At 30.7% G+C, this 14,645-nt stretch carries 10 protein-coding genes; 1 reads left to right on the top strand and 9 read right to left on the bottom strand.

The genetic code is table 11. The annotated features are described in order from the left end of the window. Positions 1-27 precede the first annotated feature (27 nt). Entirely contained in the window at positions 28-618 is a 591-nt protein-coding gene (locus PYW31_RS00165; RefSeq protein WP_046837650.1) for a hypothetical protein, read from the top strand. Between the two features lie 825 nt (positions 619-1,443). Here the strand turns inward: PYW31_RS00165 and PYW31_RS00160 are convergent. The 9 genes from PYW31_RS00160 to walK form a co-directional block, all read right to left on the bottom strand. Next, on the bottom strand, positions 1,444-1,758 hold the full coding sequence (locus tag PYW31_RS00160; protein WP_235602256.1) for a hypothetical protein: 315 nt from the start codon (positions 1,756-1,758) through the stop codon (positions 1,444-1,446). A 694-nt stretch (positions 1,759-2,452) separates the two neighbouring features. Further along, on the bottom strand, positions 2,453-4,615 hold the full coding sequence (locus PYW31_RS00155) for an AAA family ATPase (RefSeq protein WP_082104726.1): 2,163 nt from the start codon (positions 4,613-4,615) through the stop codon (positions 2,453-2,455). Positions 4,616-4,668: 53 nt separating this feature from the next. Next, complete coding sequence (rlmH, locus tag PYW31_RS00150) at positions 4,669-5,148, bottom strand: 23S rRNA (pseudouridine(1915)-N(3))-methyltransferase RlmH (protein WP_046837651.1); 480 nt, start codon at positions 5,146-5,148, stop codon at positions 4,669-4,671. Positions 5,149-5,897: 749 nt separating this feature from the next. Then, complete coding sequence (locus PYW31_RS00145; protein WP_101117797.1) at positions 5,898-6,698, bottom strand: MBL fold metallo-hydrolase; 801 nt, start codon at positions 6,696-6,698, stop codon at positions 5,898-5,900. A 411-nt stretch (positions 6,699-7,109) separates the two neighbouring features. After that, on the bottom strand, positions 7,110-9,038 hold the full coding sequence (locus PYW31_RS00140; RefSeq protein WP_046837653.1) for a right-handed parallel beta-helix repeat-containing protein: 1,929 nt from the start codon (positions 9,036-9,038) through the stop codon (positions 7,110-7,112). A gap of 15 nt (positions 9,039-9,053) precedes the next feature. Beyond that, the gene (locus tag PYW31_RS00135) at positions 9,054-10,493 is read right to left on the bottom strand and encodes an MFS transporter (protein WP_235602255.1); all 1,440 of its coding nucleotides are present in this window, start codon (positions 10,491-10,493) and stop codon (positions 9,054-9,056) included. A gap of 202 nt (positions 10,494-10,695) precedes the next feature. Continuing rightward, positions 10,696-11,478, bottom strand: coding sequence for a two-component system regulatory protein YycI (locus PYW31_RS00130; protein WP_046837654.1), 783 nt, complete (start codon positions 11,476-11,478; stop codon positions 10,696-10,698). After that, positions 11,479-12,816, bottom strand: a complete 1,338-nt coding sequence (locus PYW31_RS00125) for a YycH family regulatory protein (RefSeq protein WP_046837655.1) — start codon at positions 12,814-12,816, stop codon at positions 11,479-11,481. Next, the gene (gene walK, locus PYW31_RS00120) at positions 12,806-14,638 is read right to left on the bottom strand and encodes a cell wall metabolism sensor histidine kinase WalK (protein ID WP_046837656.1); all 1,833 of its coding nucleotides are present in this window, start codon (positions 14,636-14,638) and stop codon (positions 12,806-12,808) included. The genes PYW31_RS00125 and walK overlap by 11 nt, the downstream gene beginning before the upstream one ends. Positions 14,639-14,645 lie beyond the last annotated feature (7 nt).

Raw genomic sequence — 14,645 nt, 5'->3', positions numbered from 1 at the left:
TATAATTTAGTTAAAAGGGGATAAATAATGAATACAACTACTTTTGAAAGGTTATTAAATGATTATGCTAGTCTTAATAATCCAAGGGAAACAACAGCAATTAAATATAATGGCACTTTTAATAATGTACAAATACATATTTATTTTGATGCATGGGATGACAACAACTACAATTTCCAACTCATTATTCATGACAATTTAGACTACTATTTAACAACCTTAAATATAATGGAAAATAGTTTCACTTCTAAATATTTAGCTGGTATTTCATCTAACTTATTAAAATCTATTTCTATAGATCGCAGCTTAGAAGATTTTTATTTAAAATTAGAAGATATCATTGAGAATAACAAATGTATTTTCATAAATTACAATAAAGACTCAATGTATACAAATACATCTAAATATAACCCGCCCTCAGATAAAATGTATTTAAAAACGCTTAGCCATAAAAATATGACAGATAAAATGTTTGAATGGGCAAGATACAATACTAACATTGATTTAGACACATTAAATAACATCAGAAGAAGTAATTTAACATTTATTAGGACACCTGATATAAATAAAAGGAAAAGGCTAAGAGTGATTTTTAAAAACTATAACATTAATTTATAGTTTTCTAATTAAACTTTTTAACCTTTCTTTTAAAAGATAATCTATAAATCATATTTCATATCATCTATCCTTTTTCTTAATGGGATTTTCTGTTTTGATAAAATATTGGATAATCTCGAATTAACAATGTTTTATATAATTATCAAATTTACTGATTTATAGATATATTAATTCGATAGCTTTTTTAGTCTTTTCTTTATCTCGCATTATAAAAGATACTTCAACTAATTTACCTAACACTGCAACGTAATTAACTTCTTCTTTATAATGGGCGAATAACCTCAACAAGACTTAATAGTAAATATTATAAAATCTCATATTTTCTTTTGTTTTTATTATTTCAGAAATACATTAAGTTATGGTACATTGATATAAAAATAAAATTTCGACCCATCATTTATGATACGCTTCTACTTAATGATTAATTTTTACAAATGCTTATCAAATTTTTATTAGCTTAAAATTTATTATATATATTATAAATTTTAAAAGATAATATGTTATTAAAAAATCTGGAGAAATTTGGTCGAATTGCCGAATCCTTTTGGAATTATTTAGAATCCAAGAAAATTAGGCAAGTTTTAATGTCGAAGATTGCGAAATAAAAATGACCCTTGAATTCAAAGGTCATTTTCAGAAATATACTTTTGTAGTTATTTATTATTATCATGGATATCTTTTAGAAAAGTAGATTAATGTTGTTAATTTACAGATATATTTATTTTAATTTAATTAAGTTTATTTATAATTGAATAAAAAACATATTTAGTATTTCTTTGTTTTTTATTATACTACTTTTATTAATGATAAGACTTTCATTGTAAATTATAAGTTAGAGAGAAAATCTAGTATGTGTAAATAACCATTATCAACAATAATCCATTTGATTATGAAAAATATAGGTAATGGTAAAACAATATATAGGAATCGTTTTGTTGAATCATTAAAGCTTTTGCTGTAATTTGGATGGTTAAACAAGTATGAAACTAATGGTATGTTATTAAAACCTATAATTCCAAAAGATATCATTAAAAATATCAATATTAAATATCTTTGCCAATTTGGATCTTGAGATACTTCCAATACATTTTCACTTAATTTATTTACATTGAACCATATAATAATATTTGTACCTATCATTATAATGCTTGCTATACTATCCCTTATTTTATTTTTATGAAAGAATATGCTTAAAATTATAGCACTAATGCCTATAACTATGCTTGCAATTAATAAATTTAAAACACTATTTTTTAGGGTGAATAAAATCATATTAAATATAGTATATGATACTTCGTCTACTGTATTTATGTTTAGTGTATACATATTTATTTTAATAAATTTATGGTTATAAAAATAAATTATGTTAAGAATTAATGATATTATAAATAAACTATTGATAAGAGTGAGCAATACTTTGATGTTTGTATTTCTAGAACTTTTTGTTTGTTCTATTTCTTTTTCAATCTCATTAATCTCAGTATTATTTTGTCTAATGTTATATTGATTTGAACTATTATCTTCTAAAACAATTAATAGTTTTTCTAGGTTTCGTTGTTTCTTTTCCTTAAAAAATGCAAGGAATGGCGAAATAATTGTTATAATCCCAGATATTATAGCTACTATTGTCCCAATATTTTCTAAATTAATTATTAATTCACTCCTCTCTATTAACTTACCTTATTTATCAATTCTTTTTGTAACTGCCCCTTATTTTTTAAACCTAAAGCTTTCTCAAGGTCTTTTTTGGTATACGTTTTTTGTATTCTTGTTCTAAAGTTAGTTTTTGTCATAATATTCATATCACATTTCATATACATTTATACCTATATTATTAAATCCACTTTTGAAGTTCTTCTTTATTTTCTTTATTTAAAACTCCACTACATATTGCACTTACATGCTGTTTATCTTTATTATAAATTATTCCAATCACCTTTCTTATTGCCTCATGAACTTCTGTGACAGATAAATCATTATAATGATTATCTATAAATGATATTCCATGAGAAAGACTATTAATAATATCTAGACTTTCTTTTAAGTCTTCAATGCTTTCATTTGGTATATCATAATATTTTGATAATTCAATAGCTGAAGCAGCCGTCGCATATTCTATTTTATAATGGCTTCTAGCATGCGATTCTAAAATAAATCTCACTTTATTTGCATATTTAATATAATTATCTATCTTATTGACTTTACTTTTACCTTTTATAGCAAATGACATTACTTCGTTAAAAACTGTCCTATAATAATCACTATAATTGCTTAACTCTTCTTTAGATAATTTATTTACTTTACTAATTCCATCAATTTTTTCAATATACCAATAGGAAGTTTCCTTGGTATTATTCTTTCCTTTAAAAGCAAAATTATGGAAATCAAAAGACGAATGTGTAAACACAAAAATCTGTTTATTTACAGATTTGGAAAGCTCAATAAATTGATTGATAATTTTAGTTAAATGATATCTATTTTCTGTATCTAAACTAGTAATCGGATCATCTATGATTATATACTCAATATTTTCTTTCATCTCACTATCTGCTATCATAAATAAGTTATAATAAAAATGTAAGAAACCTATTAATCGTTTTTCCCCCTCACTTAAATCAACTAATTTAAGTTTTTCTTTTGTTACTCTATGTAAAACTCTATAACTCTTAATTTCAATATTAGGCTCTAATTCAATATTTATATCAAGTGTTTCAAATCTCTTATTTACTATTTCACTAAACTGTTTCAAGTTAGATGAGTTTGTTTTCAACTTTGTTATCCAATCATTATTCTCTGTTATACATTCTTCTGATTCTTTTATTTGTTTGCTATTACTATTAATGTTAGAAATTTCCATTTGAATTTCTTCATCATTTTTTAGCTTCTTGCCAATCCATGATTTCACAAAATCCGCAATTGAATCTCTAATCTTTTTATCATTTTGTATTTCTTTTTTTAAATTTTCAATATAACTATTAACGATATTATCTATTATATTTATTGATTCCCAATTATCCATAGGGTACTCAAGATGTTCATATGTCTTTACTTCCTTATCTTCCAATATATGTAACAGTCTAATAAGTTCTTCTTTTTGATTTGAGTAATCTACTAAGTCAATATCTATATTTAAATCTTCTAAATTACTTAATGATTTATTTATTTTTGTTTTATAATTATTTAAATTTCCAATTAAATAATTATATTCATTTTTTATTCTTACATCTATACTTTCTTTTAGCAATTCTACATCAAATATGTTACCGCAAAACTCACATGCTTCCTCTTTTGATTGCATGTTATGAATTTCTAAGCCATCTTTTAGCCATTTAGAAACTTTGTAACTTACGCTACTTGTAGGTTTAATTACTTCTTTCATCAGTAATTTTACCATATTACTAAACTCATCATAATCAAAAGCTAAAATAGGCGTTTTTATATTATTTAATAAAACTTCTTTGCTGGTTATTCTTTCTTCTAATTCATCTAAAGATTCTATAGTCGTCTCTTCAATTATATCGTTAGCATTTTTCTTCCAACTATAAAAAGCATTAACAGGATCTTTGTCAGCATTCTTCTTCTGCTTAACCACATTACTACCGATTTCAAATTTTTTTCTAGCTTCATTTAGTCTAATATTCATTTTATCGTAAATTCTTTTTTTTGAATGCATAATTTCATTATCTTTCCGAGTAATAAAATTTTCTAAATTATTTATAGCACCCTTTAAATGTTTAATTTGGTCACTATGATTTATAGATTCTTCTCCAATAACCAAACTCACACCACCGATTTCTTCAACTTGTTCAATGTTACTTTTTAAGTAACTAGTATTAAAAATAACGCTTTTTTCATTATCTAATCTTCTTAACCACTCACTTAATGAACTTTTTCCACTCCCATTTCTTCCAAAGAATATATTTACTTTAGTCAAATTATCGTTACTAGTGTAATTATCAAATGATTTATAACTAACATTTTCTAATTTATTTAACATCAAATCAGCCCTTTTTATGTTTAAAATACATTATATACAACTTATTTTTAGTTTTATTTATGATAAGCTTCTCCTCGCATAATCTTAAATGCACGGTAGATCTGCTCTATCAACACGACGCGCATCATTTGGTGTGGGAAGGTCATTTTACTGAAGGATAATGCATAATCGCTACGGTCTAGCACATCTTTATGTAAGCCGTTGGATCCACCGATAATAAAGGTGAAGTCACTTTGTCCTCTAGTCATGCGTCCTTCCAGTTCTTTAGCTAATCCTTCTGAAGTCAACATATGCCCTTTAATTTCTAAAGTAATGACTGTGGATTGTGGTTTTACTTTTGCTAATAAGCGTTGGCCTTCTTTGTCCTTAACTTGTTCAACTTCTTTGTCGCTCATATTTTCTGGTGCCTTTTCATCTGAGACTTCAATTATTTCAATTTTGGAGTATGCACCTAGTCTCTTTTCATATTCTGCAATTGCTTGTTTCCAGTACTTTTCTTTTAATTTACCTACTGTGAGTATTGTAATTTTCATTATGAGCCTCCATGTTTATAAATGTAATAAGTTATTATAGTTATCCACAAGTTATCAACTTATTCACACTCTTCCCTCTTATTATAACAAGATTGTATACTAAAAATTAATATAAATTACGCTTTATTCACAAAAATTCAGTAATATGTCATCTTTTTGTGGATAACTCTGTGTATAATGTGGGTATTTACCTGTGAATTGTGCACATCTCTGGATAACCGTGCACAAAAACGTGGATAACTTGAAGGTCGTCTTACATACTTATTCACAAATTTTACATTCTTTTTACAATTATATGCTGATAACGCTTGAAAATCCTCAAGTTATCCACTGCTTATTATTTATCCCCTAACTGTATATTCCGTTTCTAAATTAAGACATCGGTTTGTATACCTAATAAAATTTTCACTGTTCTCTTTTTTGTATCTAACAATCAACCTTTAAATACACTAGCGTATGCTTCATGATGAATTATAGACTGGATAAGTTAAATGATTTATATGTTTACAACCGCTCACTACACTTGCACAATGCACACAATCCAATACATCTTTATAAGTCCGCCTAACATCGCATTCAAAAGCTCTAACCTTGGTATTATAGTTATCGATTGTTCTGGTCTCTGGTCTGCTGAATGTAATACATTAAACGCCCACACACATGCCCAATTGCTACGTTAATTTTCGATATAATATAATATTGCTGTTATGACACTAAAAGACGCTGTACCTCAGAGAGGTAAAGCGTCTTTATAAAGTATATATAGGTGTTGCTTTGGCTTTGTCTGTATCACACAGCAATATGTCACGTTCTGTATCGATATCATGTTCGTTTAAGACTTGTCCCACACTCATGCGAGCAAGATCTTTCATGTTGTTATCTTGTGATAGATGCGACAGGTAAATGCGTTTAGTGCTACCTGTGATGACGTCTGTCATTGCGTGTGCTGCATCTTCATTGGAAACGTGGCCCATATCACTCAAGATACGTTGTTTGGTTTTCCACGGATAAGCGCACATGCGTAACATATCCACATCGTGATTACTTTCAAATATAAAAGCATCACTACCTTGAATCATACCTTTCATGCGATCTGAAACGTAGCCTGTGTCTGTAATAATTGTGAATTTCTTATAGTTATTATGGAAAATATAGAATTGAGGATCAATCGCATCATGCGACACATTAAATGATTCTATATCAAATCCAGCTATAGATTTCGTATCATATGGATTGAAAATGAACTTTTGATCCATTGGAATCTTACTATCTTTCTTTTCAATAGCTGTCCATGTTTTCTCATTGGCATAAATCGGTAAGCCGTATTTACGTGCTAACACACCTAAACCTTTAATATGATCAGAATGTTCATGTGTGACTAATATACCGTTTAAATCTTTAATTTGTTTATCAATCTGTCCGAATAGTTCTTCCATTTTCTTACCTGTCAAACCTGCGTCGACAAGTATACTTCCTTTATCACTTTCCACATAAGTGGCATTTCCAGTACTACCACTCGCCAATACACTCATTCGTATCAAGCGATTCACCCTTTCTAATCTATAAACACTGTTTAGCCCAAATGGCTATGGGGCAGACTTCGGTTTATGTGCCTTCAATATGCCCTCTGTCTAATTTATTATTTTATATAAAGTCTGTGCTTCAATATTATGAGATCATTGCTCTTCCATAAATCCCTATAAGCACGTTTTAAAGTATCACTTATATTATACTATATCGAATCATTTCTCACTTCTTCAATTACTCTGTTTAACAGTATTTAATTTTAACATACTTCATAACTAATTCATCTGATTAAATATGAGAAATATCTCTAAGTGAATTTATACTGACCACAAAATAAAGATTCATCTCCTAATACTAAAGGAAACAAATCTTTATCTTTTACTTTATGCTATTTAAATTTATCGTAGGTCACTAAAATAGGATATTATCGTGGATTATTTTTTAGTCCAAATTTTCACCTTATTACTTCCAACAGTTAAACTTTGAAGTGGTCCTATGAGAGACTGCTTTTGTCTAATGTCATCAATTAAATCTGTATTAATAGTTAGTGGTTTTCCATTAGCATCTTCAAAGTTTGCATCGACAAGACGTACTTTAGGTAATGTTTCTGTATCATGGATTTCACCTTTAAAATCCAAAAAATTATCCGGCACATCAATATTTAAAAACACGTCTTTCCCTTCTTCAATTATTGATAAATTAGGATTAAAACTATCATTTTTGAAATAATGATGTTCTCTATTAAATGGATGTGCTTGATTCAAATATGCATTATCATCAATAAATACTGGTTGCTTGATTTTATGAAAGGCTTCGTGATCTCCTTCTTCCTTTGCGACCTTTTCTTTATATTCTAATAATGAAGTTGTATATTCATTATATATATCTGTACCGATGTTTGATATATTCGCTTTCCCAATAAAAATATTGTTATAAAATCTATCATCACCACCGTAAACTGGTGCAAATCCTGCTATTAATGTACTGTGTGGTACATGGTATGGCGTTGCTCTATCCAACATTAACCTATGTACTATTTCGCCATTAATAATATTATTAACGTATGCACCACCTTGGGCATGGTTGTCTAAAGCATAGTCAGCAGTTAATACATTGTTATCCACAACATACGGACCGCTACTTACTTCCACGAACAAGTCTCTAGTATTATCGTTAAATATATTCTTACTTATTCTTGTTCCTTGTGTCTGCCAATCAAACCACATACCAAGGGAGCAATTATGAACGTAATTATTGTACACTTGTGTATCTATTGCAGCATGCAACTTTATACCTGCAATTTCATGACCAAAGAATTCTCTCTTATTGCCTATATTGTAAATATGATTATTATATATTTTACTAAATGCGCTTCCTAAGTGTCCTACTACTGCATTCTGTCCACAATCATGTATCTCATTATTTCTAATAATATGTGAGCCTATCGTTTCTTTATTCCAATCACTATTCACTGCCTTAAAGACGGTTTCTATTTGATATTGATAACCTGGCTTATCTTTTCTATAAGTATTTAAATTATCACCTGTTGAAATTTCTTTACCTATAGCAATTGCACTACACATAGCATTATAAAGTATGTTATTTTCGATGATCCAACCTTTACTCCAATGTGTATCAATCATGCCTGTCTGTGCTGCAGTTGGAGGGGACCATTGTGTTGCAACATTCGCAATTTCAAAATTTCTTATTGTAATATAGTTGGTATGCATTTTGAAGGGACGAAATGCGTTTTGCCTAACATTTATTTCCGTTACTTCATTATTTGGATTAAATTCATGAAAATTCGCATATATCGTTGTTATATCCTTATCTACTTTGGCATACCACACATAGATTGATTCATCTTTATAGTCATAAGTAACTTGTTTATTTGTCCAATGATCTAATGTTTCTTCAATCTTTTTTGGTTCAATCAATTGTTCATATTCGCTTACCTCAAAAAGCGATTGATCATTTAAATAGACTTGACCTAAACTCTTATCGTTATCCACCACTAACCAATCGCCAAATAATTTGGTAGCAAATGGGTTAAAATCTTTAAATATCTTGTTATCTATTTCTACTTTCCATATACTGTCATCGATTTGTTGCCATTCTGTTATTTCTTCCGAGCCTTTAATAATCACCCGTTCGTCCTTGGCTGCTTCAAATGAAATTCTTCTAGACTCACTTAATCCTGTGTTTATATGTGTTATTTCTTCACGATATACGCCTTCATGCACAATGATACTGTCTCCAGGTTGTGCAACTGAAGCTGCTTTATCTATTGTTAAGAATGGTGATTCACCATTACCTAATCCAAAGTCTGAACCTTTTTTATCTACATGAATATAATTAGTCATAATAATCCCTCTTCTTTATTTATATATTTGTTTGTCTCTCATTTCACCTACGTTATTTGTTCTAATTTGTGCTTTTATATGTTTAATAAATTTTTCATAATTCAAAAATAAAGTGATTATCGTTACGATTGCTACTGCTAATAACGGAAAATAAATCTGCATAGATTTGATAGCAAAAATAGTACCTTCTGATTGAACGGATGCCCCTGCAACGTATCCACCTATCGATAATGACCAACCAACAATTGCTGATTGTAAACCTGAACCAATCTTCATGCCAGCACTAGCTAGACTAAATATAGAACCTTGCACTGGTACGCCGGTCTTCCAATAAATGATATCTCCAACATCTGCTACAATACCGCTTAATGCTGCTGTAAAAGGTACTAATCCTATGCCATGAATAATTAATCCAATGACTAAAAGTATTAAGTTCTCTGAGAATATGCCCATCATAATATACGAAATAATAGATAGAATTAATCCGATGATAATACTATTTTTGATACCTACTTTTTCGGCAAATTGAGGTGCTACTAATAAGCCTAAAATGGTAGGTAATAGTGTTGCTATACTCATAATTGCCATTACATTTGCGTCATTAAAAATGTACGTTGCGTAATAGATTCTCATACTATTATCCGTTTGTCTCAAATACCACAATAAATATAAGACTATTGTAATCAAAAAATATTTTTCAGTTATTAAAGATTTAATAATTAAACTAAATGGAATACGCTGTGTTTTTTTAACTTCACGATATTGCTTTTCGGCTACATTTCTTTCTTTTACAAAATATCCAGTAATCATTAATGGTATTGCGCATAACAACCCATATATAGCCGAGGTGTATGTCCAACCTTGCTGATTATCGCCAAAATTTGTTACAAAATAGATCGTGAAAGTTGTTATACATAACACGCTTAGATTAGAAAATATAAAGCGTATACTGCCTAATGCAACTCGATCTTTTTCATCTTTAGTCATAAATGATACTAATGATGAATAAGCGACATTATTCGCTGTGTAAAAAATAACTGAAATCAAAAAATATACTATAAAAATATATGCAATTTTACCTGTATAACTAAGAAAATCTGGAACATTAAATAACATAAAAGTTAAAATTCCTAATACAGGTGCGGTCCAAAAGACCCACGGTTTGGCTTTACCCATTTTACTATTTGTATTATCGATGATACTCCCCATAAAAACATCAGAAAATCCATCTGCAAAACGACAAAAAAGTATAATAGTCCCAATCACTGAACCAGCAATGCCTACTACATCAGTCATATAAATAATGATGAAAGAGGCAATAAAGGTCCAACTATAATTAGCACCAAAATCCCCTACCCCAAATATTACTTTTTCGGAAGTGCGTAACTTAGTAGTACTCATACTTTGATGTTCATCAATAGCAGAATGGTTCTCCATACTTGTTATTTTATCCATTAAATCCCCCCTTACACTCTATTGTTAGTTTGTTAATTTAACTAACCAACCAACTTAAGTGAAATATTACCATTATAACTCCTTTTTGTAAACGCTTTCTTATATGTGTAAAGGGCTCTTGTTTTGAAATTATCTTTGCTTATGTGTTTTTGATACAAAAAAACGCACATCTACTTAAGAGATGTGCGTTTCTTGATTAAAGCTATTCTTCAATAATCTTTGGACTATCGGAGACTGCTTCTACATAATATGTTGTAATTTTATTGTGGTGTTTGACTTTAATTTCCCAGTTAGCTTCTAACACTTGTACATTCGGTTCTTTTACTACAGTGTAATAACCTAGACGTGTATTCATTACTTCATCATTTCGTTTTAAATATTGATTGTAGTAAAGTGCTTCAATAGCACGTCTTGCTGTGATAACTTGTTTCTCATCGTTATTTGCACCCTCTGAAGGCTCGATAGATTTCATAGCGGTTTGTTTATAACTTGAGGCTTTCCCATTATCATTCACGTTAAATTGCAAGCGAGCTTTATTATTATTCATAATCGGATAATTGTTATACGTCTGTTCAAAAGTGACGTTTTTATTATTAATCTGACTCATTTCATAATTTGAACCTTTGTAGACTTTATCTTTTACATAAGATTTTAAGTCTGTATATTGATCATTGCTCACATCAATTGGGCTACTAATGTCACCTTTAAGCAAAGAGCCTGACTGCGCGCTCGAAAGATGGTCATGTCCTTTTACATAGTCTGAAAAATCATTAGATCTTGCCGTCAATAATTGCATTTTTAGATTTTTCACACTCGGGAGATTGTCTGGAATTTTAATTTCTTCTTGTTTAAAATTCACTGCGTTTTCATCTTCACTATCATTGATATGTGATTTATTCACTTTATCAATATAAATAATGACCAGACCAATATTAACTAGAATAAATACGAAAATAAATAATGTCTTTGCGCGTTTCCAGTTCATTTATTCTAGCCCCCCATCTTTGTACGTGAGCCATTCTCCATTATACTCAACATACCATTGTGGTTTGAATTCACTGTTGCGTTGAATTTCAATATCACTTTTATCTGGTTGATTTTCCATTTTGTAACCAATTGTCATATTCGTCACTTTTTCAAAATCGATATTCGGATTATTCGCTAATTCTGAACGAACGGATTCGGCGCCAGGTAAATCTTGTTCATCTTCACCACTATCAATCGTTACATTGGCTTTCAATAGTGCACGTGCATAACTGAAGACACCTTTATTGCCCCACGAGACCTTAATATTATTCAGGTCATCATCATTAAATGTAGGACGACCGTTTAAGAACATTTGGTAAGTAAGTTCGCCTTTTTTATTGTCTGTACTAAATAGTCTGTAATCATCTGTAAAGCCCCCATGATTATTAATATAATCATACGTGCTTGGTATGCTGTCTTGCATATTCGTTGAACGATTTTCATCTTCTGAAAGATTTGTGTAACGATATTTTTCACTATCGTCATTGTAGTTGGCGACACCTGTATTGTTATTGTAGGTTGTCGTACCACTCTTCGAACTGCGCACGACGACTGAATCATTAAATAAAATGGAGTTCATCGTATCTACACTGATTCGGTTATAAATCGTGTGGTATGACTTCAAGTTCTTCGGTGCACTTGGTGCGAATATATGTGTAGCCTTATCAATCGTATCTTTATTTGTAATAATTTCTGTATAAGGCTGCATTTTTTTACGCAGCGATTCTAGTTTTTGTGTGAATTTGTCTTGTTTAGCTGTTGTCATCATGCGCACGACATTGTGACGATCTTTACTAATCGCGTACAGTTTGACCTTGCCATCTTTCGTTCTATCAACTAATAAACGATTAAATTTAAAGTTGTTTGGTACTTTAGCATTGATGTTCAACGCTTGACCTAAATATGTTGCTAATGGCATATCATAAGTAAAATCAAGTACTAAAAAATCATCACTCAAGTCTGGAATAATCAAATTATGATTACTGTGCATTTGTTCTGACTGAATTACACGTTGATTCTTCAATGGTTTCGTCATTTCATTGATATTACTACGTGTGGCTTCCATCCCTTTAGTGTCTTCACCTTTTGAATAAATGACTTGGTAAGGTGTTATGACTTGATTCATACCTTGATTCAACGGCTTGCCAATAGTATTCGGCTTAGATTCATCACTATGCTCTTGCTTATCAACGTCAGCTAAATCTGGCGAGAAATTCCATGTCATATAGGTTAAAACGACACTCATTAATACAAGTAGGAATAGGATCATAGATTTGATTAACTCTTTACTCCGCATCCCAATCACCATCTTCTAAAACTTCACAAGGAAGCGTGATAAAGATTGACGTCCCTTGGCCTTCCACACTATTGGCCCAAATACGACCATTGTGTGCTTCAACAATTTCTTTAGAAATCGCTAAACCTAATCCTGTGCCACCCATCTTTCTTGTACGTGCCTTATCTACACGATAGAAACGATCAAAGATTTTATCTACTTTATTGATTGGGATACCAATACCATTATCTTTCACACGAATCGTCATACGGTTGTAGAGTGCATTCTGTTTCACGTGAAACTCTACGCGTTTGTCACCGCGGGAATATTTCATTGCATTGGTAATAACGTTATCAAATACTTGTGTCATCTTGTCTGGATCGATTTCTGTAAAAATGGTTTGTTTTGGAATTTCACGAATAAATGTAGTATCTTTCGCTGCCATTTCATGTCGATTAATAATTTTGTTGATAAACATATTGAAGTCGACAATTTCTTTCGTAATTTGATCTGACTCGTTGTCCATTTTAGACAATTGAAGTAAATCATTAACAAGACGAATCATTCGTTCTGTTTCTTCACGTGTTACCGAAAGGAATTGTGGCGCTAAATCATCATCTTTCCAAGCACCTTCTTCTAAGGCTTCAATGTAACTATTCATAGATGTTAACGGTGTACGTAGTTCATGTGAAACGTTAGCAACGAATTCACGGCGTTCACGTTCAACTTGTTGTTGTTCTGTGACATCATGCAGCACGGCAATATAACCTGTTACAAAGCCTGTTTCCTGCACAATCGTACTAAAGTTAACCCGGGCAATAATACCTTCTGTCTCATTGATGTCTAACAAGAAGCTGTCATTATTCTCTTGAATTTCATCTAGTGAAAAATCTTCTTCCAAGTTCAGCACATTTAGCATGTAGTCTCCGATGATATCTTCCTTCATCATTCCCATCATCGTCAATGCCATGTCGTTAACAATACGTACACGCCCACGACGGTCGGTTGCAATAATACCATCACTCATGTGGGTAATCACGGAGTCAAGACGGCGCTTCTCACTTTCCGTATTGGCTTGTGCTTCTTGAACACGTTTGGACAAATTGTTAAAGGCTAGCGCAAGCTCACCAATTTCATCATTCCCATAGATTTTCACGCGCTGTGTATAGTTACCTTTAGACATCTCTACAGTTTGATTTCTCATATCTGTGATTGGCTTTGTAATCGTACGCGCAATAAAGAACCCTAGAATAACAGTGATCAGTAATGAGATCCCTGTCCCGACAATAAAGATTTGGTTAATATTGCTTAACTGGTTATACACATCATTAATGTCTGCTTCGATATAGACGTCACCGATTGTACCGTTATTTGAAGTCTTAACTGGTAAATTGTATACCCACACACGTTGTTTTCCGCTACCGTAATCTTTGAGCACCGTATGGCTATTGATTTCACCTAAAGATAATGCTTTTTGAATGGAATTGTCATTCGCTTTTTGATTAATTAGACTACGCGTAGACTGCTTCGATGTTGCCATAATGATTTGGTCTTTATCAATAAAACGTATTTCTTCAATTTCTTGTCTATTGGCATACTCATTTAATAAGTTTTGAACTTCTTTTTGAGCGTTTACCGAATTGTCTTCGTCATAGACTTTTTCTATATTAATTTCTATTTGTTTCGCATATTGCGAAATATTATTTTTAAATGTTTGTGTTAATTCTTTTTCTAGACTATTGGTAAAGTATAAACCGATAATTTGCATACCGATTATAATTAGCAACACATAGACGATTACAAGCTTCGTGTGTAAGGATTGAAAATGCTTAAGCCATTTCATTTATCAT

Origin of the sequence: Staphylococcus succinus (genome assembly GCF_029024945.1) — a bacterium.
In the GTDB taxonomy this organism is placed as follows: Bacteria; Bacillota; Bacilli; order Staphylococcales; family Staphylococcaceae; genus Staphylococcus; species Staphylococcus succinus.
This window is presented reverse-complemented; position numbering and strand designations above follow the sequence as displayed.